General features: G+C 70.7%; 24 protein-coding genes. 8 read left to right on the forward strand and 16 right to left on the reverse strand.

Translation table 11 applies throughout. From position 1 onward, the window contains the following. Positions 1-10: 10 nt before the first annotated feature. The gene (locus RM788_RS09805) at positions 11-1,312 is read right to left on the reverse strand and encodes a ThuA domain-containing protein (protein WP_315931256.1); all 1,302 of its coding nucleotides are present in this window, start codon (positions 1,310-1,312) and stop codon (positions 11-13) included. Positions 1,313-1,564: 252 nt separating this feature from the next. After that, positions 1,565-2,629, reverse strand: coding sequence for an antibiotic biosynthesis monooxygenase (locus RM788_RS09810; RefSeq protein WP_315931257.1), 1,065 nt, complete (start codon positions 2,627-2,629; stop codon positions 1,565-1,567). Between the two features lie 370 nt (positions 2,630-2,999). Here RM788_RS09810 and RM788_RS09815 point away from each other — a divergent pair, with 370 nt between their 5' ends. After that, a complete protein-coding gene (locus tag RM788_RS09815; RefSeq protein ID WP_315931259.1) occupies positions 3,000-3,503 on the forward strand; it encodes a SigE family RNA polymerase sigma factor in 504 nt (167 codons plus the stop codon). Between the two features lie 88 nt (positions 3,504-3,591). Here RM788_RS09815 and RM788_RS09820 read toward each other — a convergent pair whose 3' ends face one another. Further along, entirely contained in the window at positions 3,592-4,233 is a 642-nt protein-coding gene (locus RM788_RS09820; protein WP_315931260.1) for an MBL fold metallo-hydrolase, read from the reverse strand. A gap of 14 nt (positions 4,234-4,247) precedes the next feature. Continuing rightward, the gene (locus tag RM788_RS09825; RefSeq protein ID WP_315931261.1) at positions 4,248-4,532 is read right to left on the reverse strand and encodes a YggT family protein; all 285 of its coding nucleotides are present in this window, start codon (positions 4,530-4,532) and stop codon (positions 4,248-4,250) included. A gap of 240 nt (positions 4,533-4,772) precedes the next feature. Here RM788_RS09825 and RM788_RS09830 point away from each other — a divergent pair, with 240 nt between their 5' ends. The 4 genes from RM788_RS09830 (at position 4,773) to RM788_RS09845 (ending at position 10,994) form a co-directional block, all read left to right on the forward strand. Next, positions 4,773-7,430, forward strand: a complete 2,658-nt coding sequence (locus RM788_RS09830) for a glycoside hydrolase family 3 N-terminal domain-containing protein (RefSeq protein ID WP_315931262.1) — start codon at positions 4,773-4,775, stop codon at positions 7,428-7,430. Between the two features lie 168 nt (positions 7,431-7,598). After that, the gene (locus RM788_RS09835) at positions 7,599-8,648 is read left to right on the forward strand and encodes a hypothetical protein (protein ID WP_315931263.1); all 1,050 of its coding nucleotides are present in this window, start codon (positions 7,599-7,601) and stop codon (positions 8,646-8,648) included. Between the two features lie 111 nt (positions 8,649-8,759). Next, positions 8,760-9,794 (forward strand): hypothetical protein, encoded by a 1,035-nt coding sequence (locus tag RM788_RS09840; protein WP_315931265.1) that lies wholly within the window; start codon positions 8,760-8,762, stop codon positions 9,792-9,794. Between the two features lie 156 nt (positions 9,795-9,950). Further along, on the forward strand, positions 9,951-10,994 hold the full coding sequence (locus RM788_RS09845) for a hypothetical protein (protein WP_315931266.1): 1,044 nt from the start codon (positions 9,951-9,953) through the stop codon (positions 10,992-10,994). Positions 10,995-11,068: 74 nt separating this feature from the next. Here RM788_RS09845 and RM788_RS09850 read toward each other — a convergent pair whose 3' ends face one another. From RM788_RS09850 to RM788_RS09905, 12 genes are all read right to left on the reverse strand, one after another. Next, complete coding sequence (locus RM788_RS09850; protein WP_315931267.1) at positions 11,069-11,767, reverse strand: 2-hydroxychromene-2-carboxylate isomerase; 699 nt, start codon at positions 11,765-11,767, stop codon at positions 11,069-11,071. 10 nt (positions 11,768-11,777) lie between these two features. Continuing rightward, complete coding sequence (fabG, locus tag RM788_RS09855; RefSeq protein ID WP_315931268.1) at positions 11,778-12,512, reverse strand: 3-oxoacyl-[acyl-carrier-protein] reductase; 735 nt, start codon at positions 12,510-12,512, stop codon at positions 11,778-11,780. After that, positions 12,509-12,988, reverse strand: coding sequence for a 3-hydroxyacyl-ACP dehydratase FabZ family protein (locus tag RM788_RS09860; RefSeq protein WP_315931269.1), 480 nt, complete (start codon positions 12,986-12,988; stop codon positions 12,509-12,511). The genes fabG and RM788_RS09860 overlap by 4 nt, the downstream gene beginning before the upstream one ends. After that, entirely contained in the window at positions 12,985-13,311 is a 327-nt protein-coding gene (locus tag RM788_RS09865; RefSeq protein ID WP_315931270.1) for an ApeI family dehydratase, read from the reverse strand. Before RM788_RS09865 ends, RM788_RS09860 begins: the two co-directional genes overlap by 4 nt. Continuing rightward, positions 13,308-14,399: a beta-ketoacyl synthase N-terminal-like domain-containing protein gene (locus RM788_RS09870; protein WP_315931271.1), complete on the reverse strand. Its 1,092-nt coding sequence runs from the start codon at positions 14,397-14,399 to the stop codon at positions 13,308-13,310. Before RM788_RS09870 ends, RM788_RS09865 begins: the two co-directional genes overlap by 4 nt. A 4-nt stretch (positions 14,400-14,403) precedes the next feature. Further along, positions 14,404-15,366 (reverse strand): thioesterase family protein, encoded by a 963-nt coding sequence (locus RM788_RS09875; protein WP_315931272.1) that lies wholly within the window; start codon positions 15,364-15,366, stop codon positions 14,404-14,406. A 1-nt stretch (position 15,367) separates the two neighbouring features. Continuing rightward, positions 15,368-16,072, reverse strand: coding sequence for an alpha/beta fold hydrolase (locus tag RM788_RS09880; protein ID WP_315931273.1), 705 nt, complete (start codon positions 16,070-16,072; stop codon positions 15,368-15,370). Continuing rightward, a complete protein-coding gene (locus RM788_RS09885) occupies positions 16,072-17,304 on the reverse strand; it encodes a beta-ketoacyl-[acyl-carrier-protein] synthase family protein (RefSeq protein WP_315931275.1) in 1,233 nt (410 codons plus the stop codon). Before RM788_RS09885 ends, RM788_RS09880 begins: the two co-directional genes overlap by 1 nt. A 25-nt stretch (positions 17,305-17,329) precedes the next feature. Then, positions 17,330-17,581 (reverse strand): acyl carrier protein, encoded by a 252-nt coding sequence (locus RM788_RS09890; protein WP_245887079.1) that lies wholly within the window; start codon positions 17,579-17,581, stop codon positions 17,330-17,332. Positions 17,582-17,676: 95 nt separating this feature from the next. Further along, a complete protein-coding gene (locus RM788_RS09895; RefSeq protein ID WP_245887080.1) occupies positions 17,677-18,459 on the reverse strand; it encodes an AfsR/SARP family transcriptional regulator in 783 nt (260 codons plus the stop codon). Positions 18,460-18,503: 44 nt separating this feature from the next. Then, on the reverse strand, positions 18,504-19,262 hold the full coding sequence (locus RM788_RS09900; RefSeq protein ID WP_106191417.1) for an AfsR/SARP family transcriptional regulator: 759 nt from the start codon (positions 19,260-19,262) through the stop codon (positions 18,504-18,506). A 372-nt stretch (positions 19,263-19,634) separates the two neighbouring features. Next, positions 19,635-20,042 (reverse strand): histone-like nucleoid-structuring protein Lsr2, encoded by a 408-nt coding sequence (locus RM788_RS09905; protein WP_315931277.1) that lies wholly within the window; start codon positions 20,040-20,042, stop codon positions 19,635-19,637. Positions 20,043-20,271: 229 nt separating this feature from the next. Here RM788_RS09905 and RM788_RS09910 point away from each other — a divergent pair, with 229 nt between their 5' ends. From RM788_RS09910 to RM788_RS09920, 3 genes are all read left to right on the forward strand, one after another. Then, positions 20,272-20,544 carry an acyl carrier protein gene (locus tag RM788_RS09910; protein WP_315931279.1) on the forward strand — a complete coding sequence of 91 codons (273 nt, stop codon included), beginning with the start codon at positions 20,272-20,274 and terminating at the stop codon, positions 20,542-20,544. A 262-nt stretch (positions 20,545-20,806) separates the two neighbouring features. Continuing rightward, a complete protein-coding gene (locus tag RM788_RS09915) occupies positions 20,807-21,169 on the forward strand; it encodes a DUF2203 domain-containing protein (protein ID WP_315931281.1) in 363 nt (120 codons plus the stop codon). Between the two features lie 63 nt (positions 21,170-21,232). Then, a complete protein-coding gene (locus tag RM788_RS09920; RefSeq protein WP_315931283.1) occupies positions 21,233-22,963 on the forward strand; it encodes a DEAD/DEAH box helicase in 1,731 nt (576 codons plus the stop codon). Positions 22,964-23,008 lie beyond the last annotated feature (45 nt).

Here is a 23,008-nt window from a genome sequence, read left to right on the forward strand (position 1 = left end):
AGGGATCCGGTCAGCCCTGCTGGGTCAGGCGGAAGGACTGCGAAGCGCTGCCGTCGCACGTCAGCTGCACGAGCTGGACGCTGTCGGCGGTGGAGGCGCCGGGGACGGTCAGGCACTTGGAGCTGAGCCTGCTGACGAAGTGGTAGCCGCCGTCGGTCTCGGCGACGGGCAGCCACTGCTGGTTGTTGCCGCCGCCGTAGGCCCACAGGTGCAGGCCCGCGTTGTCGGCGGTGGAGGTGTTGCTGACGTCGACGACCTGCGCCGCGTTGCCGCGGTTGTTGATCCGCACGTACCCGCCGCTGGTGGGCGCGAACTGGTACTGCTGGGCGAGGGTCGCGTTGCAGGTGTACTGCTGGACGACGGTGCCGTTGGCGGTGGCCGCGGAGCGGGCGTCGACGCACTTGGCGCTGGTCTTGTTCGCCGCGCTGTACCAGGCCGTCGGCGAGATGCCGCCCGGATCCGGCGGGGTGGTGCCGGATCCGCCGCCGAGCCAGAGCAGGCCGTCGAGGAGGAACCTGTTCTGGATCTCGCTGTCGAACGTGGACGACAGGCCGGTGTTGGTCTCGTAGTTCATCGCGTTGTGGCCGAAGTTGGCGTACAGCATCTTGTAGTTCTTGTTCGTCCACATGATCGGGTAGTAACCGCTGCGCCACTGCTGGTTCGGGTCGGTGCCCAGCGGGAAGCTGGACGGGTCGACGGACGCGAGGACCTTGATGTTCGGGTTGGTCCGCAGGTCGTTGTTCCAGCTGTACCACTCGCTCACCGCGGAGGTGAACGTCGTGGGCAGCCGCTTGGTCGACGGGTGGGTCTGGTCCTCGACCTTCAGCACGGCGGTGGTCGGGCCCCAGGTGTTGCTCTTGAAGGCGCCCGAGCCGAGGAAGGTGTTGCTGAACCACGGCCAGTTGTTGGCGTTGTCGGTGTAGGCCGACACGTGGAAGCCGAAGTAGCCGCCGCCGTTGGCCATGTACTGCTGGAACGCCGACCGCTGGGCGGCGCCCGTCGGCGCGTCGTCGAGGAACATGACGACCTGGTACTGGGCCAGGTCGGTGGCGTTGAGCATGTTCCAGTTGGTGGTCGAGGTGTAGGTGAAGTTGTTCTGCGCGGCGATCTGCGGGAAGCGGACGTTCGCTTCCTTCACCCAGTTGATGTGCGCCGCGTCCCACGTGCCGTTGTAGAAGGCCAGGACCTTGAACTGGGGCGCCGCCTGCGCCTCGACCCGCCCGAGCGCCGGGCTGACGACCACGAACAGCCCCGCCAGGAACAGGGCGAACAACTGGACGGCCTTGCGTTTACCGCTGGAAACGGTGCGCATGCAGGGACCTTTCGGGGGTTCACAGGGAGTGTGTCGCCTCCATCGGGCGACGTGCGGCGGCCCCGGCCGACGCGGCCGCGGGCAAGCTCCCGAACCCCTTGGGGTGTCCTGGGACTCGCTGAAGACATCGACGTCTCCTTCGCGGTGCGAGCCGGTGCGGAAGCACCGGCCGGGCACCCCAAGACAACCCAACTTCAGGCCTTAATTCAAGACCTAATTTAAACCGTGCGCACGCGGTCGCTCACGAGGCGTTCACGTGCGCGGCCCCTTGTGCGGCGACGTGGGGAAGAACCCGCCGCGCGGCGACGGCAGCGGAGCCGCGGCCGGGGGCGGAGCGGGCGTCTCCACCATCGGACCGGGGTCGATGTTCAGCGGACGCAGGCGCACCGGTTCCGGATCCTGCCTGCGGCGCTCCTGCTCCTGCGCCGCGTTGGGGCGGCGGTCGGCCCGGCGCCTGGCCTGCGGCGGCGGTCCGACGGGCTCGATCGTGGTCAGCGTGCTGCTGGCGGGCATCGGCCGCGGCGCCTGCTTGCCGCGCCGGGCACCGCCGCCGACCCCGGTCGGCGGTTCGGCCGCGACGGGCGCGGGCGGGGGCACCGGCGTCGGTTCCGGGCTCGGTTCGGGCTCGATCCGGCGGCCGCGGCGGTCGACCTCGGGCGCGCGCCTGCGGGTCTTCGGCGTGTTGATCACGGGTTCCCTGGTCCGGCGCTGCTTCTCCGGCGCGGGGGCGGCGGCGATCTCGCCCTTGCCGCCACCACGGCCGAGCAGCGGCGGGAGCACCCAGGCCGCGAGACCGGTCATCGCGAAGCACAGCACCAGGATGCGCACCAGCGGCGGCACGTTCGGCAACATCTTCACGGCCATGCCGTTGGCGACGATCACGGCCCCGAAGAACACCACGAACACGAAGACGGCCAGCACGACGCGGCGCTTGCCCTGCGGCGCGCGGGCGGGCTCGACGTCGTCGTCGTACACCGGGGACATGGCCTGCGCGGTGGACTCGTCGACCGAGGTGACGCCGTTGGTGAACGTGACGCCGATCTGCATCGAGTACTTCTGCATGTACCGGCCCCAACGGGCGTTCGACGACGAACGCGCCCAGGCGTCCGCGGCGGCCTCGTCGGTGAAGCGGCACACGATCTGCCAGACGCCGTTGTCGGTGGGCGACCCGGACACCGAGCCGCCGAGGCAGCCGGGCGATCGCTGGGCGGCGCTCACCAGTCCCCTGGCGCCGACGGAGAAGTCCGACAGGCGGCCGGGGGTGACCTTGTGCGAGGTCGTGAGCAGAACGGGCGGGTTCGGCTTGTTGGGTCTCATGTTGTTGGGTCTCAAGCCCCTTCCACCCCCGACTGACTCGTGAAGTCCGCGTGGTTGGACCACGTGGTCCGGCGAATCGGTCGCATGACTGGTCCCATCTTCGTCGTGAACCGCAGCATGCCGTTCTCAGGTACTACTCCGACACCGGGGCCTACGTACGGTATCGCCCGTCGGTTCAACCCGATCAGAACTTTTTTTCCGTCCCTGGTCAGGCGCCCTCGGGTGTGGATCTCCGGGGCGTTCCGGCGTCTCCTACCCAGGCATACGGACCAGTGGCCCCGCCGGTTCATCGACGTGCGGCGAAACAGCCCCTGGCGGAGCGGCGGTCGGCCGGGTGCAACGCGGTGGCGCGGTGCGGTCAACAGGAGGCATGGGAACCGACGAGCGGGCCAGTTTCGCCGAGTACGCGAGGTCGCGCGGGCCGTGGGCGCTCCAGGTGGCGTTCCGGCTGTGCCGCGACCGGCACCGGGCGCAGGACCTGGCGCAGACGTCCTTGACGAAGGTCTGCGCGCGGTGGGAGCGGTTGCGGGACGTGGAGCGCATCGACGCGTACGTGCGGACGGTGATCGTGCGGACCTACATCGGGGAGCTGCGGGGCGGGTGGGACAGGTGGGTCGACCTGAGCGGGACCGACGGGGAACGGCAGGCGCCCGAGGGGGCGGACGTCGCGTTGGGCCTGGTGCTGCGGGACGCGGTGGACGGGTTGGCGCCGCGGCAGAGGGCGACGATCCTGCTGCGGTTCTACCTCGACCTGAGCGTCGAGCAGACCGCCGCGGTGCTGGACTGCACGGCGGGGACGGTGAAGAGCCAGACGAGCCGGGGGTTGGACTCGCTGCGGGGGATGTTGGAGAAGGGGGAGGTCCGGGCGGCTTGAGCGCGCTCGGGGAGGCGAAGCGCCCGGAGGGCCGGTCCGGCCGCGCGGATCCGGCGCCGGGCGCCTCGCCCCGGCCGGGGTGGGCGGGTCAGCCCAGGTCCACCCGTTCGTCGACGGCGACCCGCCGGTAGGGCGCGCCGGTGCCGGGGCCGCCTTCGCCGAGCATCCTGGCGAAGAGGCCGAGGCCGGTCTCGCTGAGCAGCACGTCGTGCATGCCGAAGGCGCGGGCAGGCCCGACCTCGCGGATCCAGTCGATGACCTCGGCCAGCTTCGACCAGGGCGCGTGCACCGGGACCATGAGGGTGTCGACCGGCACCTCGGGGGTGGTGAAGGCGTCACCGGGGTGGAACACGGTGTCGTCGACGAGGAAGCCGACGTTCTTGATGAGCGGGATGTCGGGGTGGATGCGGGCGTGCCACTCGCCGAAGACCTTGACGTCGAAGCCGGCGGCGGTGAACGCGTCGCCGTGACCGACGGTGTGCACCCGCGGGCCCGCGCCCTCCAGTTCCGCGGCGACGCTCGGGTTGGTCCACACCTCCAGGCCGGGCACGTCGGCGAGCGCGGCGCGGACGCGGTCCTCGACGAAGTGGTCGAGGTGCCCGTGCGTGATCAGGACGGCCTCGGCGCCGTCGAGCGCGGACGCGTCGGTGAACCCGCCGGGGTCGATGACGAGCTTGCGCCCGTCCCGCTCCAGCGCGACCGAGGCGTGTCCGAACTTGGTCAACTCCATGTGCGCGATCCCTCTCAGAAAACGGCCGCGACGATCGCCCGGAGCACCAGCACCCCGACCAGCACCGCGGTGAACGCCAGGTCGATGGACATCCCGCCGACCCTGACCGGCCGCAGGACGCGCCGGACGGGCGCGATCACGGGCTCGGTGACGGACCAGGTCAACCCCCGGATCCTGCCGGTCCAGGACGGGCCTCCGGAGGTGGAGGCCACCGCGACCCAGTCGAGCACGAGTCGAACCAGCATGACGAGCCAGAACAGCCACAGCAGCGTGCCGAGCAACGACCCTACGAGGTCCATGGGACTCCTTCCCGCTTCCCCCAGTCTGCCTGGAGAACGTGTGGGGAAGCTGAGCACGACCGGGTGGTGTCATCGGACAAGGGGGACGACCGGGACACCAGTTGAGACGGTTCCAGCGGGTAGTTTCCACGCGAGAGAGCGCTCTCGTGAGGCTATTGACCGCTTGCGGGAACGGCGTCAGCATCGATCCACCGCTGCCGGTGTGGCTCCCCTGCCCCACCCGACGAGAACGGATTCTCCATGACCAGATCCCCCGCCTGGAGACGCGCACGACGCGGTGCGCTCGGAGCGCTGACCGCGGTCGCGCTCCTGACCGGCTCCGCCGCCGGGTATTCCAGTGCCGCGCCCGACACCGGGAAGGGCGGCGACCGGCAACCGACCGTCGGCCGTCCCGCTGTGGACCGCGACGGGTGCGCGCGGATCGAGGACAGGCTCCCGACCCTCAAGGACTGGCCGAAGGTCGACAGCAGGATCGACGGGAACCCGCTCGACGAGCGGCGGATCGCGACCATGCTCAAGGGCATGACGCTGGCCGAGAAGATCGGCCAGATGACGCAGCCCGAGATCACCTCCATCACGCCCGAGGACGTCAAGACCTACGCCATCGGCACCGTCCTCAACGGCGGCGGCGCGTGGCCGGGCAAGGACAAGCACGCGACGCCGCAGGCGTGGCTGGCGCTGGCCGACGCGTACTGGCAGGCCTCCGTCGAGACCAGGACGAAGATCCCGGTCCTGTGGGGCATCGACGCGGTCCACGGCAACAACAACGTGTACGGCGCGACCCTGTTCCCGCACAACATCGGGCTGGGCGCCGCGCAGGACCCGTGCCTGGTGCGCGACATCGGCGAGGCGACCGCGGAGCAGATCCGCGCGACCGGCCAGGACTGGGCGTTCGCGCCGACGCTCGCCGTGGTGAAGGACGACCGCTGGGGCCGCACCTACGAGGGCTTCTCGGAGGACCCGCGGATCACCCGTGCGTACGGCTACGAGGCCGTGAAGGGTCTCCAGGACAGCGACTCGCGCAGGCTCGGCGAGGACGGCGTGATCGCCACCGCCAAGCACTTCATCGGTGACGGCGGCACGCTCAAGGGCACCGACCAGGGCGTGAACCCGTCGTCCGAGGCCGAGATGATCAACACCCACGGCCAGGGCTACTACGGCGCGCTCGCCGCGGGCGCCCAGTCGGTGATGGTGTCGTTCAACAGCTGGACCAACGCGGAGCTGGGCATCGACGAGGGCAAGCTGCACGGCAGCAAGAAGGCCGTGGACGACATCCTCAAGAAGAAGATGGGCTTCGACGGCCTCGTCGTCTCCGACTGGAACGGCATCGGCCAGGTCGCGGGCTGCACCAACTCCAGCTGCCCGCAGGCGATCAACGCGGGCATCGACGTGATCATGGTGCCGAGCGAGTGGAAGGCGTTCATCGCCAACACCACCGCGCAGGTCGAGAGCGGCCAGATCCCGATGGCCCGCATCGACGACGCCGTCACCCGGATCCTGCGCGTGAAGCTGCGCTCCGGCCTGTTCAGCGCCCCGAAGCCGTCGCAGCGCGACCTGGCGGGGTCGGCGAAGGCGCTGGACTCGAAGAAGCTGGCCCGCGAGGCCGTGCGCGAGTCGCAGGTGCTGCTGAAGAACAACAACAAGGTGCTGCCGCTGTCGCCGAAGTCGAAGGTGCTGGTCGTCGGCAAGAGCGCCGACAGCCTGCAGAACCAGACCGGTGGCTGGTCGCTGACCTGGCAGGGCACCGGCAACACCAACGCCGACTTCCCCAACGGCACCAGCGTCCTCGGTGGCCTGAAGGAGGCGCTCGGCGCCGCGAACGTCACGTTCAGCGAGAACGCCGACGGCGTCGACCCGGCCGCGTTCGACGCGGTCATCGCCGTGATCGGCGAGACCCCGTACGCCGAGGGCACCGGCGACCTGCGCCGCACCCTGGAGGCGGCGAAGATCTACCCGAACGACCTCGCGGTGCTGGACAAGGTCGCGGGCAAGGGCAAGCCGGTCGTCACGGTGTACGTGTCGGGTCGACCCCTGCACGTCAACAAGGAGCTCAACCGCTCGGACGCCTTCGTGGCGGCCTGGCTGCCGGGCACCGAGGGCGGCGGCGTGGCCGACCTGCTCGTCAAGGGTCGTCACACCGGCGACGGCTACACCGGCAAGCTGTCCTACTCGTGGCCGAAGTCGGCCTGCCAGACCCCGCTGAACGCCGGGACCGAGGGCTACGACCCGCTGTTCAAGCTGGGCTACGGCCTGCGCAACGGCCAGCGCTCCACCGTCCCCGCGCTGAGCGAGGAGTCCCCGGCGTCCTGCGGCGGCGGTGGCGGCGGCAACGCCACGGAGGACCTGGACATCTTCAACCGCCAGGACTCCGCGCCGTACAAGAGCTACATCGGCTCCCCGGAGAACTGGGGCGGCACCGAGATCGGCCCCGACGGCACCGCGGCGCACGCCGAGATCACCGTCGAGCCCGCCGACGTCAACGTCCAGCAGGACGGCCTGAAGGCCACCTGGACCGGCGCGGGCGCGGCCCAGCTGTACATGCAGAGCCCCGGCGCGGGCGAGGACCTGCGCGGCTACCTGAACACCGACGCGGCGCTGGTGTTCGACGTGGTCGTGAACCAGGCGCCTGCCAACCGCACGGTGATCAGCATGCACTGCGTCTACCCGTGCTTCTCGGAGGTCGTGGCCACCAACCTGCTCACGAACCTGCCGCCGGGCAAGAACACGGTGAAGATCCCGGTCTCCTGCTTCGAGGCGGGCGGCTTGGACTTCGAGCACGTCAACACGCCGTTCCTGGTGTACACCGACGGTCCGCTGTCGGCGTCCTTCGCCAACGTCAAGTGGGTGCCCAAGGCGGGCGCCGATCCCGACGCGAGGAAGTGCGCCGATCTGACCTAGCACCTCCGGGACAGGGCACGCGGAAAGGCAGGACCACCCCGGTGGTCCTGCCTTTCCGCTTTCCACAGCGGGCTGACGGCGCGCTGACGGACCCGTCGCGATCAGCGGCGCGTCAGCGGGGCTCGCCACGGTGGGCCGCAGGTTTCCCCTTACCACCCAAGGAGAATCATGCGGTTCAGATATCCGGTGGCCATCGCGTTGGTGCTCGCCGCGATCTCCTCCCCCACCGCGTCGGCGGCGACGTGCACGTGGACCCCGACCGTCCTGCCGCTGCCCGCCACCATGACCATGGGGGGCGTGGTGGCGGCCGACAGCCAGGGCGGCTACGCGGGGAGGGCGGAACGCCCCTACACCGCGCCCGGCGGAGGGGCCGCCCACGTCATGCGGTGGAGCGGCGGCACCACGACCGACTACGGCACCGTGCCCGGCTTCGGGCTGCACCCCTCGGTGACGGGCGTGAACAGGAACGGTCTCGTCGTCGGCAGCACCGATGCCGCCAGTGGCGACCGCACGCGCGCGTTCCGGTCGGTGGGCACGGCGCTCCAGCCGCTGCCCGAGCCCGCGGGCGTCACCGACTCGTGGGCCACGGGGGTCAACGACAACGGCGACATCGTCGGGAACGTCGGCACGACCGCGGTGAGCGGGGGTTCCACCTACTTCGTCCGCGCGCCCGTCCTCTGGCCCGCGAACGCCCCCGGCACGGTCGTCAAGGTGACCGCGGGCCTGCCCACCACGGGCCAGGCGATCGCGAAGGGCATCGACCAGGACGGCACGGTCCTCGTCGAGCACTTCCGCACCACCACCAGTTCGGTCGACCCCGACGCCCTGTACCTGTGGCGCGCGGGAACGGCCCGCGCGCTCCCCGTCCCGGCGAACACCTCCTCGGTCACCGGCAGGGCGATCGCGAACGGCCGCGTGGCGGGCGGGTCCTCCCCCTTCGGCGATCTCCGGGCCACGGTCTGGGAGCAGGACGGGACGGTCGTCAAGCCCGTCGACGCCGACCTCACGACCTCGATCAACCGCACCGGCCAGACCGTGGGCTGGAAGGTGGGCCACTCCCTGTCCATCATGTACTCGGTGTGGCAGGGCACGGCCAAGGTCGGCACGTTCTCCGGCACCTGGGGCCTCACCGTCTCGGCGGACAACGGCACGGTCGCGGGGTGGTACCGGGTGGTGGCCAACACGCTGAGCCAGCCCGCCTACTTCCGCTGCCTCTGATCGACCGCGGTGCGGCTCCCCCATCGGGGAGTCGCATCAGCGCGCGGTAAGGGCGGGTCAGGGCGTGACGCCACGATGGGCCGTCTTCCCCCTTACCAGTCGAGGAGAACCATGCGGTTCGGATACCCGGTGGCCATGGCCTTGGTGCTCGCCGTGATCTCCCCGCCCACCGCGTCCGCGGCGACCTGCGCGTGGACACCCACCCCGCTCCCGTTGCCCGTGGGCATGACCATGGGCGAGGTGCGCGCGGCCGACAGCCGGGGCGGGTACGCGGGCCTGGTCTCCCGGTCGCCCGACTCCTCCGGCGACACGGGCAAGCACGTCGTGCGCTGGATCGGCGGCGCGGTCACCGACTACGGCGCCCTCCCCGGCTTCGGTCCGTTCGCGACGGTGACCGGCGCGAACGGGGCCGGCGTCGTCGTCGGCTCGGCGTACGCGGCGGCGACGGGGCACGACCAGGCGTTCCGGTCGGTGGGCACGGCGCTGCGGCCGCTGCCCGAACCCGCCGGTGCCACCGACTCGTGGGCCACGGCGGTCAACGACGGCGGCGACGTCGTCGGGTACGTCGCCGTCGGCTCGTCCCAGGTAGTGCACGTCGCCGTCGTGTGGCCCGCGAGCGCGCCCGGCACGGTGGTCGTGCTGCCCGGTCTGCCGACCACGGGCTCCACCGAGGCCACCGGGATCGACCAGGACGGCACGGTCCTCGTCGAGCACTTCGCGGGCTCCTGGTCCGTCACCGACGCCACCGCCGTGCACTTGTGGCGCGCGGGAACCGCACGCGCGTTGCCCACCCCCGCGGGCACGATCGCGGTCGCGGGCAACGCGATCTCCGGCGGCCGGGTGGCGGGCGCCTCCGTCCACGGCTCCGAGAAGTCCCGCGGCGCGCTGTGGGAGCAGGACGGCACCTTCACCCAACCGGCCGCGTCCACGCACCTGTACTCGGTCAACCGCACCGGCCAGTCGGTCGGGTACAAGGAGGGCTCCTTCCTGAGCGTCACCTACTCGGTGTGGCAGGGCACCGCCAAGGTCGGCACGTTCCCCGGCGGCGCGGCCCTCGTCGTCTCGGCCGACAACGGCACGGTGGCCGGGTGGACCCGCGCGGATCCCGGCGCGCTGATCCGCCCGGCGTACTTCCGCTGCCTCTGACCCGCCGAGCCGACCGCACGCCGACGCGGCTCCCGGACCGGGGGCCGCGTCAGCGCGCGGTCAGCGGCGCGTCAGCCGATCAGCGACCGGTCAGGGGCGGGTCAGCAGGCGGCGCGACGGTGGGCCATCGGTTTCCCCCACCAGCCAAGGAGAATCATGCGGTCCAGGTATCCGGTCGCCATCGCCCTCGTGCTCGCGGCGGTGTCCTCCCCCACGGCGTCCGCGGCGGCCTGCTCGTGGACGCCGACCACCCTCCCCCTCCCCGCGTCCAGGGTCGCCGCGGTGGTCACCGCGGCGGACAGCGGGGGCGGCTTCGCGGGCGAGGCGAGCAGCCAGCGCGTCCTCGGCTCCCCCACCGTCGACGCCGTCCGCTGGTCGGGCGGGGCGGTCACCAACCTCGGCACCCTGCCGGGGCACCGCAACAGCGTCACCGTCACCGGCGTCAACAGGTCCGGCACGGTCGTGGGCGACGCCGGGGAGACGAACCTCACGCAGCGGCGGGCGTTCCGCTCGACCGGGTCCGTGCTGACCCCGCTGCCGGAGCCCTCCGGCTACGACTCGTCCTGGGCGACCAGCGTCAACGACGCCGGGGACGTCGTCGGCCACGTCGGCAAGGACGTCCAGCAGGGCACCAGCATCTACACGGTGCACACCGCGGTCCTGTGGCCCGCGAGCGCGCCCGGCACCGTGGTGAAGCTGAGCGGCGGCCTGCCGACCACCGGCCAGACCACGGCCACCGGGATCGACCAGGACGGCACGGTCCTCGTCGAGCACTTCCCGACCCAGACCGACGCCTTCACGGCGACGAACCTGTACCTGTGGAAGGCGTCCGCGGCGCGCAAGCTGACCATCCCGTCCGGGACGGCGTCGGTCGAGGCGATCTCGATCGCGAACGGCCGGGTGGCGGGCACGACGTACTCCTCCAGCACCGCCAACGGCAAGGGTGTGCTGTGGGACCAGAACGGTGCCGCCGTGCTCGCGGCGAACTCGGCGGGTCTGCACTCGGTCAACCGGTCGGGGCAGTCGATCGGGTTCACCACGTCCAACACGCTGGCCTACGGCGTGTGGCAGCTCGGCGCGGCGACCACGACGCTGTCGGGCACGCTGGCTGTGAACGTGTCCGCCGACAGCGGCGCGGTGGCGGGGTGGAGCCGCGCGACGGGTTCCAACAACCAGCCGACGGTCTGGCGCTGCGCCTGACCTGAGCGGTGGAACGCGAAGCGGCTCCCCGGAGGATTCCTCCGGGGAGCCGCTTCGCGTGCGGGGGGTGGATCTCAGCCGCAGCCGCCCGCGTGGCTCTCCTCCGACGACCGGCCGAGGCCGACCGACGTCGCGGAGGCGGGCAGCGCGCCCGCGGGGGCGAGCTTCGAGCGGAGGTGCGCGGCGAACTCGTCGAGCCGGTCCATGCCCCAGAAGCGGGAGAAGCGGTGCACGAAGAACGGCACGCCGAACACGCCGTCCTTGCAGATCCGCAGCAGGATCTCCACGCCCTCTTCGCGCAGCGCCGGGTCCGAGGCGGCGGTGGACACCGCGACCGGGTCGAGCCCCAGCGAGACCGCCACGTCGGCGATGACCTCCGGGTCGCAGATGTTGCGGCCCAGCTCCCACCGCGTCCGGTAGACCGCGTCGACGTACTCGCGGCCGAGCCCGGCCCGCCGGGCCACCAGGTAGCCCAGGTGCGGTACCTCCCACACCGGATCGCGGTCCACCGGCCAGGTCAGCGGCAGGCCGCGCTCCTTGGTGAGCCTGCCGACGTCCTGGAGGATGTAGAAGTGCTTCGCGCGCGACATGGCTGAGTACGGGAACTCCTCGCCCCGCTCGGCCAGCATCCGCGTGCTCAGCCCGTCGGGTTCGAAGAACGGCACCCACTCCACGGCCTCGGCCACGTCCGGGTACTTCGCCAGCAGGTCCCGGTAGGCCATCCACGAGTAGGGGCTGCGCAACGAGAAGTAGAACGTCGGGTTCTTGCTCATGCCGTCCTCCTCAGATGACCAGTCCGCCGTCGACCCCGAAGACCTGGCCGGTGACGTAGGAGGCGCGGTCGGAGGCCAGGAAGGCCACCAGGTCGGCGACCTCCTCGGGCCTGCCGAACCGGCCCAGCGGGATCTTCGCGGTCATCTTCGCCACGAAGTCGTCGGCGAGCCCGGCGACCATGTCGGTGCCGATGAAGCCGGGCGCCACGGCGTTGACCCGGATGCCGTACTTGCCGACCTCCTTGGACAGCGCCTTGCTGAACCCGATGATCCCGGCCTTGGACGCCGAGTAGTTGGTCTGCGCGGCGTTGCCGTGGACCCCGGCGACCGAGGACATCGTGATCAGGCTGCCCGCGCGCCGCTTCATCATCGAGAACACCGCGGCCTTGCACACGTGGTAGGTGCCGTCGAGGTTGGTCCGCAGCACCGCATGCCAGTCGTCCTCCTTGAGCAGCACCAGCGGGTTGTCCCGCACGATGCCCGCGCAGGAGACCACGGTGTGCAGCGGGCCCAGTTCCTTCTCGGCGGTCTTGACGAACGCCTCGACCTCGCGGCGCTGCGCCACGTCCACCTGCGCGGTGAACACGGCGGCGCCGAGCGCCTCGGCCTCCTTGGCCACGATCGCGGCCGCGTCGACGTTGGACTGGTAGCAGAACGCCACGTCGTAGCCGTCCTCGGCCAGGCGCGTCACCACCCTGTGCCCGATCCCGCGGGATCCTCCGGTCACCAGCGCGACGCGCCTCATGCCACCACTCCTCGTTGCGGCCGCAGGACCTCGACCCCGCGACGGGCCATCGTGAACGTGCCGACCTCCAGCACCGTGCGACCGCCGACCTCGCTGTGGCCTGCCAGGATCGCGGCGTCGTCGACCTCGCGGACCAGCCGCACGTGGTGGGTCAGCACGTCACCGGGGTAGACCGGGGCGAGCAGCGAGACGCCGCGGATGCCGGTGATCAGCTCCACCTTGTCGGCCAGCACGTCCGGGTTCGGGTTCTCCCACCGGGTCAGCAGCACGGCGCACTGCGCCCACGACTCCAGCAGCAGCCCGATCGGGTACGCGTGGTCCGCGTCGTCGGCCAGGCCCTCGTAGCAGGACTCGCGGCCGCTGACCGCCTTGTGCGCGACCAGCGTGCGGCCGGGGTCCACTTCGGACACCCGGTCCACCAGCAGCACCGGGAACCGGTGCGGGATGATCCTCTTGATCTCCGCGACGCCGGTCACGACTCGCTCCCCGAGTAGCGGAGCTTGACCTCGACGACCGGACCGGAGTCGGTGGACACCACGGCCGAGACCAGGACGCCGTCGTCACCGTCGTCGGTGAGGTCCGCGGCGATCAGCAGCGAGTCGCCGGGGAACACCGGGCTGAGGAACTTGGCCCGCCGCACCGCGCTCACCCTCATACCGGGCAGCCGGTCGCGGACGGCCTCGTGCACGTGCTGCACGACGAAGAGTCCCGGCAGGATGGGGAATCCGGGGTAGTGCCCGGCGAACACCGGGTCGGCCGGGTCGACGAAGACCCTCGTCCCCTCCTCCACGGCGGTCATCCGGCGAGCTCCAGCACCGCGCACCCGACCGTGCCGTCGCGGTCGACGCCGGTCACCAGCGCGATGCCGCCGCCGCCCTTGGCGAGCACGGCGGCGAGCTGGAAGCTGGCCCCCGCGGCGGAGGTGTCGCCGAACAGCTGTCCGCACCGGACGAACTCCGGCGCCCCGCCGTCGAGCGCGTCGGTGACGCCCGCGTCCTCGGCGGTCTCGAACTCACCGCCCGCGGGGGCGACCAGCCGCACGTCGGCGGCGGACGCGCCCGCACGGGTCAGCGCGGCCCGCACGCAGTCCTCGACGGCCTTGCGCGCGTCGACGGGCTCGGCGAACGCCCGGAACCCGGTGGCCAGCACGGCCGCGAGCGACGTGCGTCCCGCGCCCTCCGCGGCGGCCTTGGGCTCCAGCAGGAACACCGCGCCGCCCTCGCCGAGCGACGGCGCGACGCCGTCGCCGGTGCGCCCGTGCCACTCCAGCCAGGCGCGCTGCACCGAGTACTCCTCGGCCGCGCCGAGCAGCGCCCGGTCGCAGTGCCCGCCGCGGTAGAGCCGCATGGCGTAGCTCAGCGCGAGCAGGCCGGTCAGCGCGCCGCCCGCGATGGTGGTGTTGGGGCCCTTGATGCCGTGCCAGATCGCGCTCTGCCCGGCGGCGCGGTTCATCACCGTGTTCGGGAACAGCGCCGGGTCGACGTGGTAGGGCTTGACGCCGGTCAGCGAGTCCTTGGTGAAGTCCATGATGGACTGCACGCTGCCGGACCCGGTGCCCAGCACCAGACCGACGCGGTCGGGCTCGGCCAGCAGCTCGGGACCGCAGCTCTCGATGACCTGCCCGACGGCCGAGACCGCGATGGCGGTGACCCGGTCCATCGTGCGGGTGCCCTTGCGGCCCAGCGCGCCCGCGGCGGTGAACTCGGGGACCAGCCCGGCCCGCGGGTACGGGCCGGGGTAGGTCTCCTGGTCGAGTTCGGTGGTCGCGTCCCGGCCCGCCACGACGCCCGCGGCGAAGGCGTCGCCGCCGATGCCGTACGGCGACACGGCGGACCAGGCCGAGAAGACGAGTCGACCCGTGCGGTCGACGGGAGTCGTGGCGGTCACGGGATCAGACCGTTCCGCGGCCGGAGATGACGCCCGCCTTGCCGGTGAGGGCGTCGGTGAGCCGGTCGTCGAAGTTGACCAGGCTCCAGTCCTTGCGGTTCTCGATCACGGCCCAGCCGTGGGTGATCTTGCCGGTGGCGGTGGGGACGAGCACGCCGTCGCGCAGCACGTAGCAGTCCATCCGGGCGGTGAACGTGTAGCGCTTGAAGACGTTCTCGACGGTGAAGACCGTGTAGAGGGTCTCCTCCATCTTGGCCTCGGCCAGGAACGTGATCCGCGAGTGCGGCACGACCGGGATCCAGTTCTGCTCGTCGAGCAGGGTCTTGATCGAGACGCCGCGGTCCTCGACGAACAGGTCGAGGATCTCCTCCATCTGGCGGAGGTAGCCCGACATCTGCACGCGCTCGGTGAAGTGGCAGTAGAAGTACGGCATCCGCCACGCCCAGCCGAACGCGTTGCGGCCCGCGGTGAGCAGGTCGAGCGGGTCGGAGTCGCCGACGGTGATCGGCATGACGCCCTTGTCCTCGGCCGAGATCGAGGCGACGACGTGCGGCAGCAGCTCGGAGGGCGCCTCCTCGGCGTCGAACCCGTGCGGGTCGAGGCGCAGCGACACGGAGACCTTGGACTTGACGGCCTTCACCGGCTTGCCCCGGTCCACCGTGAACTCGACGGCCAGCCGCAGCTCGGGGCCGTCGTGCGCCACCTCGCGGACCGTGGCCGTTGCCAGGTCGTCGATGTGGAACGCGGTGAGGATCTTGGTGTCCAGGTCGGTGATGTCGGTGCAGAGGCCGTAGCGCTCGTAGAGGGCGCCCGCCGGGAACCCGCGCTGGCGCAGGTGGTCCAGCACGGCTTCCTCGACCATGTAGTTGACGTGCTTGAAGCCGATCCAGGTGCAGATGTTCGAACCCTCGTAGCGGGGCCGGATCTGCGAGGTCGTCAGGTGTTCGGGGGTGGCGGTCTGGCTCACGTCAACTCCAGGCGTCGTCGAGGAAATCGCGGATCAGCGCCGCGACCCGGTCGGGCTGTTCCAGCATCGGGAAGTGGCCGCAGCCGTCGAGCAGCTCGAAACCGCCGTGCGGCAAAGACTTCGCGAGAGCTCGCCCGTCCTCGGGGCGGGCGGCGATGTCGTCGACACCGGACAGCACGAGCAGCGGTGCCCCCACTCCGGAGAAGTCGAGGAACGGCGACCGCAGGTAGGTCTCGAACCACCGCATCCAGCCGTAGGGGCCGACCTGGTCGCGCAGCGCGCGGGCGAGCCACGCACGGCGCCTCTCCGGGAAGCGGGCGGTCTCGCCGACCCGCATGGCCTCTTCGAAGGTGCGGTGGAAGTCGTTCAGGTAGTACGAGATCGTCGACCAGTCGAACTCGGCGGCCGACGACCGGTGGAACGGGCAGAGGAGCACCGACGGCCGCGCGGGCACGCGTCCGTCGGCGTACGCCTCGGCGAGCAGGGTGGCGCCGAACGAGTGCGCCACCACCACGTCGTGCTCCGGGCGCACCGCGTCCACGACGAGCCGCACCGGATCGGGGTGGTGGGCCCACGTGCCGTCGGACATGCCGTGCCACGGCAGCTCGACGTTGGTGAACTCGACGCCGTCGGGCAGCGCCGCGATCACCGGGTCCCACACGGCGGGCTTGCCCGCGAGCCCGTGCAGCAGCAGGACCCGGACCATCAGACGGCGTCCCGGTACCGACCGAGGATCAGCACCGCGTTGTTGCCCGCGAACGCCAGGGCGTTGTTCTGCACGACCTCGAGCCGGGCCTCGCGCGCCACGTTCGGCACGCAGTCGACGCCGCACTCGGGGTCGGTCTCGTGGTGGTTGATCGTCGGGGGGATGAACCCCTCCTTGATCGCGAGCGCGCAGGCGGCCGAGCCGAGCGCGCTGGCCGCGCCCATGGTGTGCCCGAGCATCCCCTTGATCGAGATGGTCGGCGGCGGCGTCTCGAAGACCTGCCTGATGGCACCGGACTCGGTGACGTCGTTGGCCTTCGTGCCGGTGCCGTGCGCGGAGATGAAGTCGATGTCCTCCGGCTTCACGCCCGCGTTGCGGTGCGCCAGCTCGATGCACCGGGCCAGGCTGTCGCGGTCCGGCGCGACCGGGTGGTTCGCGTCGCAGTTGAGGCCGTAGCCGAGCACCTCGGCGTAGATCCGGGCGCCGCGGGCCAGCGCGGAGTCCAGGCTCTCCATGAGGAGGATGCCCGCCCCCTCGCCGGTGAGGATGCCCTTGCGGTCGCGTTCGAACGGCTGGCACACCTCGGGGGCGATCGTGCCGAGCCGGTAGAACCCGGTGAACGTCTTGCGGCACACGGCGTCCGCGCCACCGCACAGGGACACGTCCACGTCCCCGTCGCGGATCGCGTCGAAGCCGTAGCCGATGGCGTAGTTGCCCGCCGCGCACGCGGTCGGGATGGTGACGGCCTCGACGTCGGTCAGGCCCAGCTCGCGGACGATGCTGGAGGACAGCCTGCCCGCCGTCGACCGCCGGGCGATGACCGGGTCGAGCCGTTCGGGGCCCTGCTCGATCTGGACGCCGATCAGGTTGTCCAGGTCCCGCGACTCGGCGTCGGTCGTGCCGACCGACACCAGGGCCCGGCGGTCGCGCACCTCGTCCAGCGACATGCCGGCGTCGGCCACGGCCATCCGGGCCGCGGCCGCGGAGAACTGGCTCGCCCGCCCCAGCTCCGCCGGTTCCGCCCGCTCCAACCAGTCCGCCGGATCGAACTCGTCGATCTCGGCGCCGTTGGAGTGGGCGAACCCGGTGGTGTCGAAAGACGTGATCGGCTTGACGCCGCTGCGACCGGCCCGCAGGCCCGCCAGGAACTCGGTCACACCGATGCCGATGCTCGTGACCACACCCAGACCGGTGATCACCACTCGGCGGGGTGACTGGCGCTCTTCGTGCATCGTCTGCTCCAACCGGGCCGAGGGGCTACTTGGCGGCTGCTGCTTCGGCCACGACGGCGATGACGCCCTCGAGGTTGACCATGCGGGTCAGTTCGGCCTGGTCGATCTCGACGCCGAAGGTGCGCTCGAGAGCGGAGAGGATCTCGATGGCGCCGAGGCTGTCGGCGTCGTGGTCCTCTTTGAACAGGCTGGTGTCGGTCATCTCCGCGGGGTCGATCTCGAGGATTTCCGAGACGATTTCCTTGATCTGTGACTTCTGGTTCTCGTCGATCGTCACGGACTGGGAAGTAGTCATTTGTTTCCTCCACGAACGCAGCTTTTTCCTACCGTTCAAGACTGCGTCCGAGGGCTATATTTACCCTATGTGCCTGGTCAGCCCACACCGACGCGCAGCGCGTGCGGAACCTGGAGGACCGGGTCCGCGGTGAGGATCGCGAGGTGCACCTGGCGCAGCAGCGAACCGGGGTCGATGCCCAGCTCGTCGGCGAGCATCCGCCTGCCCTCCTCGTAGAGCACGAGGGCGTCCGCCTGCCTGTTGCAGCGGTAGAAGGTGGTCATGAGCTGCGCGCGGAACCGTTCCTGCAACGGGTGCTGGCGCACCAGCCTGGTCAGCTCGGGCAGCAACTGGGCGTGCCTGCCCAGCGCGAGGTCGGCCTCGATGCGGCTCTCCAGTACCGCGATGCGGGCCTCCTCCAGCCGCGGCCCCTCGGCGTCGGTGAGGTGTTCGGAAACCCCCGACAACGCGGGCCCCCGCCACGACGACAACGCCGAGCGCAGCAATCCGGCGGATTCCTCGTACCGCCCGGCGGCCAACGCGTTCTGGCCGAGTCTCGCCTGTTCCTCGAATTCCCACAGGTCGAAGCGGCAATTCCCGAGCCGGATGTCGTACCCGCGCGACCGACGGGTTATGCCGACTTCGTGGAGCAATGTCTTGCGCAGTCGGGACACGTATGTGTAGATCTGCGCGTTGAACGTGGCGGGCGGGTGGTGGCCCCACAGGAAGTCGCTCATCTCCGAGTCGGAGACGGTCCCGTTGTCGGCGAGCAGCAGCGCCGCCAGCACGGTGCGCGGCTTCGAGCCGTCCAGTGGCACCTCCTCCCCGTCGTTCAGCACCTCGACCGGCCCCAGGATCCGGAACTCCAGCAACGGACTCACACCCCTCTGCGAAACGATCGACGGCGACGACGGAGCTCCGGCGTTCACAGCAGAACCTGGTCGTGGACGAGGATCGCCTGGTAGAGCTCACGCAGCGCGTGACCGGGTTCGAGGCCGAGTTCGGCCGCGAGCCGCTTGCGGGTGTGGTGGAACACGTCGAGCGCCTCGGTCTGGCGACCGTTGCGGTAGAGGGCGACCATCAGCTGCTCGCTGAAGCGCTCGCGCTCGGGGTACTCGGCGGCGAGCTGCTTGAGCTCGGAGACGACGCCGCGGTCCTCGCCGTTGGCGAGCTTGGCGGCGATGAGGTCCTCCCTGGCGCTCAGCCTGCGCTCGTCGAGGCGGGCGGCCTCGATCCGGAAGCGCAGCCCGTCACCGACGTCGAAGAGGGCCGGACCGCGCCACAGCCGCAGCGCGCGCTCGAGCAGGTCGATGGCCTCGGCGGGCCTGCGGGTCACGCAGCTGGACCCGAGGTCGGCCAGGTCGCGGAAGCGGTAGGCGTCGATGGAATCGGCGTCGACGTCGAGCACATAACCACTGCCCAGTGTTCGGACGAGTTCATCCCCTGGACGGTCCGCCACTCCTTCCAATAATTTTCGCAAACGCACCACATTCGCCTGGAGTGCGTTCCTCGCATTGCCCATCGTCTTTCCGGCCCACAGTTCCTCCACCAGTCGGTCAAATGGGACGGGTGTTCCAGGAGACAGCGCGAGCAAGGCGAGAAGAGTACGAACCTGCCGGGCAGCGACTCCGATCCGTCGATCTCCATGAGCGAGCGCGACGGCACCCAGAATCTGAATCTGCATGGCCAGGACCCCCAAGTCCCTCGGCGGTGCGAAGGTGTACTTCGCCGTTCAACCTTTCTTCACCTTCCGCTGACGTTTGACGGTCGGTGCGGAGGGCGGCAGAGCGCAGGAATCCAGGCTGTCGACCCACGAATCAGCGGACGGATCAACAGCCTGGAATAGTCCTTGTTAAAGCGATCACATGTTGCCTACGCGGCGACGTTGGGGGGAAATATCATTTGGCTCGCCGGAAGGCCACCCCGGCGGTATGCGGCCGAACGGCGCAGCGGACTGGACCTTGTGCGGTGATCAACGTACTGCAACGGCAGTCAGCGAATTGTTCACAATTCGACCCCGACCAGCAACGATGGCCAGATGAGACGCATCGGATAATTACGTTACCGGCCAGTTCCACAATTTGTGGCCTGGTGGCGACACGGGTTTGCGCGCGTTCGGATGAGCGTCCTCATAGGCGCTGAGCACGGCCTCGGACAGCCGCCCGCGGTCCGAGACGCTGAACCCCCTCCCCCGCGCCCACGCCCGCACCGCCCGGAGTTCCTCCACGTCAAGGCTGCGCACGGGACTCGGCAGAGCGCCGCGAACAGCGGGTTCGGCATCCCGCAGCACCCGACGCGCGCACACCGCATACCTCCGGAGCACCTCGCGGAGCCTGGCCGCGTTCGCCGGACCCAGATCGATCTCGTACTCGACGCCGTCCAACCCGAAACCGATGGTGGCGACGCCCTCCGCAGTGCTCCCGTCCAGGTCGTCAACGACCTCGACGGTGACCCTTCGACCCACTGATCCGCCCTCGATCCCCGCTACCGACCGTCACCGACCCAGGGCTCCGGGACGCGGGGCGGTCGCGCTCCTGATGCCGTGGTGAAGCTCCGGGATGTTGTTCGGAGCGCACCGTAGCGGCAATCGGATAGGTGGCGAAACACCGTTTCCGCGAGGATTCGGAAGTATAGAACTGTTATAGCGCCTGCCCGGAGCATTCCTCCGCAGATACCACTCACGTGGAGGGACCATGACAGCCCCGCAGTTCGCCGCGACGCTCGACGGGAATCCGAGGGCGCGGACCGGGGAAATAGTTTCCGAAATCCTCCGGATCACCCCCTTCGGGATGACGTCGACAAATCTCTTCAAAGAGGAGCACGACGCGGACGGCCCAGGTACCGTCGAAATCCTGTCGGCGCCGGAACGCGCCTTCGACATCGGGATCGACCGGGCCGAGCCGACCCTCGTGGTCGACGTCGACGGCGTGGTCGCCGTCGCCGAAGAAGCGTCAACCGTCAATTAATGGGGTGGTGGTTGACCGTTAACCTTTAAGTCGCCGGTTCGACACCACGCGCTTGTCGGAACGGTTCGGCCACGACGCCCCACCAAAAGTCGTCCACGAGACCGGCTGTCCCGGTTCTCGGCTTCCCGAGCGATGGCGCGGACCCTCGCGCGTCGACGACCGGCCACCCCCAGCGGTCGCCGACGCCGATCCGGGGTCCGCGTCGTCCTCACCCCGGACCGCCCCCGGCACCGCTGTCCGGGGGCGGTGCGAAACTGCCGGCATGGGACTGTTCACCATCGCCGAGGCACGGGCCGTGCTGGCCGACCTCATGCCCGTGCTGCACGACATCGTCCGTCTGCGCGCCGACGCCGCGGAGCTCGCCGCCGCCGTCTCACCCGGCGGTGGACCGACCCGTCTGGGCGGCCTGCCGGAGTGGAAGGCCGCACAGGCTGAGCTGGACGAATTGCTCACCTCGGTGCAGCAGACAGGGGCCGAACTGAAGGGCCTGGCCCCCCTCCTCGTAGACTTCCCCTCGGACCTTGACGGCGCGCCGGTGCTGCTGTGCTGGTTGGAAGGCGACACCGAGCTCAGCTGGTACCACCGTCTCGACCTCGGTTTCGCAGGTAGGCGCCGGTTGGCCTGAACTCTCGCCGAGCAGAACTCGGCCGGTCCGCCACAGTTGATCGGACCTGTAACGAGGAGCTGCATGACCCCCGAAGTGACCGACGTGCCCGCCGTTGTCGACGCGACCGAAGCGATCGACACGACCGAGGACCGGACGACGTTCGCCGACCTGGCGCTGCGGCCCGAACTCCTCAAGGCGCTGACGACCCTCGGCTACGAAGAGCCGACGCCCATCCAGCGCGAGGCGATCCCGCCACTGCTGGAGGGCAAGGACCTGCTCGGCCAGGCCGCGACCGGCACCGGCAAGACCGCCGCGTTCGCGCTGCCGGTGCTGCAGAAGCTGGCCGAGTCGGATCGGCGCACGACCGCCCCGCTGGCCCTGGTGCTGGTGCCGACCCGCGAACTCGCGGTGCAGGTGTGCGAGGCCGTGCACAAGTACGGCCGCGACCTGGGCGCCCGCGTGCTCCCCATCTACGGCGGCCAGCCCATCGGCCGCCAGCTCCAGGCCCTGGAGCGCGGTGTCGACGTCGTCGTCGCCACGCCGGGCCGGGCCATCGACCACATCGGTCGCGGCACGCTGAAGCTCGACAGCCTGGAGATCGTCGTCCTCGACGAGGCCGACGAGATGCTCGACATGGGCTTCGCCGAGGACATCGAGAGCATCCTCCAGGAGACCCCCGAGTCCCGGCAGACGGTGCTGTTCTCCGCCACGATGCCGCCGCGCATCGACAAGCTGGCCCGCCAGCACCTGAAGGACCCGGTGCGGATCACGATCGGGCGCGAGCAGACCGCGCCCGGCGAGGCCCCCCGCGTCCGCCAGAGCGCGTACATCGTGCCCCGCGCGCACAAGCCCGCCGCGCTGGGCCGCGTGCTCGACGTGGAGGCGCCCACCGCCGCGATCGTCTTCTGCCGCACCCGCGACGAGGTCGACCAGCTGACCGAGACCCTCAACGGCCGCGGCTACCGGGCGGAGTCGCTGCACGGCGGCATCAGCCAGGAGCAGCGCGACCGGGTCATGGGCAGGCTGCGCAACGGCACGGCCGACCTGCTGGTCGCGACGGACGTCGCCGCCCGCGGCCTGGACATCGAGCAGCTCACCCACGTGGTGAACTACAACGTCCCGTCCGCCCCCGAGTCCTACGTGCACCGCATCGGCCGCGTCGGCCGCGCGGGCCGCGAGGGCGTGGCCATCACGCTGGCCGAGCCCCGCGAGCACGGGATGCTCAAGACCATCGAGCGGGTCACCAAGCAGAGGATCCCGGTCGAGAAGGTCCCCACGGTCGCGGACCTCAAGGCCCGCAGGCTGGAGCTGACCCGCGCGGCGCTGCACGAGAGCCTGCTGGAGGACCAGCTCGAGGGCTTCCGGGTCGTCGTGGAGACGCTGACCGACGAGTTCGACCTCATGGAGATCGCGCTCGCGGCCGTGAAGCTGGCCCACGAGGCCTCCGGTGCCGCCGCGGAAGAGGAGGAGGAGATCCCGGACGTGTCCGCGCGTCTCGACCGCCCCGGCCGCGGGTCCGCCGAGCCCGGCAACCGGCGTGAGCGCAGGCCGCGCACGCCCACCGCGGGCATGACCCGGCTGTTCTTCGGCGCGGGCCGCAGCGCGGGCATCCGGCCGCAGGACCTGGTCGGCGCCATCGCGGGCGAGGCCAAGCTCAAGGGCCGCGACATCGGCGCGATCGAGATCGCGGACCGGTTCTCGCTGGTGGAGGTGCCCGAGTCGGCGGCGCAGTCGGTGATCGTCGCCCTGCGCGGCGCGACGGTCAAGGGCCGCAAGGTGTCCGTGCGCCTGGAACGCGACCAGGCAGGCTGACGCACCACCCGGTGGGTGTCGCTCGACACCCACCGGGGCCCGGCC

It is taken from the genome of Umezawaea sp. Da 62-37 (genome assembly GCF_032460545.1).
Lineage (GTDB): Bacteria > Actinomycetota > Actinomycetes > Mycobacteriales > Pseudonocardiaceae > Umezawaea.

Bases quoted from the DNA above. Each gene is read 5' to 3' on its own strand.
- RM788_RS09805 (WP_315931256.1), bottom strand. From the start codon at position 1,312: ATGCGCACCGTTTCCAGCGGTAAACGCAAGGCCGTCCAGTTGTTCGCC.
- RM788_RS09810 (WP_315931257.1), bottom strand. From the start codon at position 2,629: ATGAGACCCAACAAGCCGAACCCGCCCGTTCTGCTCACGACCTCGCAC.
- RM788_RS09815 (WP_315931259.1), top strand. From the start codon at position 3,000: ATGGGAACCGACGAGCGGGCCAGTTTCGCCGAGTACGCGAGGTCGCGC.
- RM788_RS09820 (WP_315931260.1), bottom strand. From the start codon at position 4,233: ATGGAGTTGACCAAGTTCGGACACGCCTCGGTCGCGCTGGAGCGGGAC.
- RM788_RS09825 (WP_315931261.1), bottom strand. From the start codon at position 4,532: ATGGACCTCGTAGGGTCGTTGCTCGGCACGCTGCTGTGGCTGTTCTGG.
- RM788_RS09830 (WP_315931262.1), top strand. From the start codon at position 4,773: ATGACCAGATCCCCCGCCTGGAGACGCGCACGACGCGGTGCGCTCGGA.
- RM788_RS09835 (WP_315931263.1), top strand. From the start codon at position 7,599: ATGCGGTTCAGATATCCGGTGGCCATCGCGTTGGTGCTCGCCGCGATC.
- RM788_RS09840 (WP_315931265.1), top strand. From the start codon at position 8,760: ATGCGGTTCGGATACCCGGTGGCCATGGCCTTGGTGCTCGCCGTGATC.
- RM788_RS09845 (WP_315931266.1), top strand. From the start codon at position 9,951: ATGCGGTCCAGGTATCCGGTCGCCATCGCCCTCGTGCTCGCGGCGGTG.
- RM788_RS09850 (WP_315931267.1), bottom strand. From the start codon at position 11,767: ATGAGCAAGAACCCGACGTTCTACTTCTCGTTGCGCAGCCCCTACTCG.
- fabG (WP_315931268.1), bottom strand. From the start codon at position 12,512: ATGAGGCGCGTCGCGCTGGTGACCGGAGGATCCCGCGGGATCGGGCAC.
- RM788_RS09865 (WP_315931270.1), bottom strand. From the start codon at position 13,311: ATGACCGCCGTGGAGGAGGGGACGAGGGTCTTCGTCGACCCGGCCGAC.
- RM788_RS09880 (WP_315931273.1), bottom strand. From the start codon at position 16,072: ATGGTCCGGGTCCTGCTGCTGCACGGGCTCGCGGGCAAGCCCGCCGTG.
- RM788_RS09885 (WP_315931275.1), bottom strand. From the start codon at position 17,304: ATGCACGAAGAGCGCCAGTCACCCCGCCGAGTGGTGATCACCGGTCTG.
- RM788_RS09900 (WP_106191417.1), bottom strand. From the start codon at position 19,262: ATGCAGATTCAGATTCTGGGTGCCGTCGCGCTCGCTCATGGAGATCGA.
- RM788_RS09910 (WP_315931279.1), top strand. From the start codon at position 20,272: ATGACAGCCCCGCAGTTCGCCGCGACGCTCGACGGGAATCCGAGGGCG.
- RM788_RS09915 (WP_315931281.1), top strand. From the start codon at position 20,807: ATGGGACTGTTCACCATCGCCGAGGCACGGGCCGTGCTGGCCGACCTC.
- RM788_RS09920 (WP_315931283.1), top strand. From the start codon at position 21,233: ATGACCCCCGAAGTGACCGACGTGCCCGCCGTTGTCGACGCGACCGAA.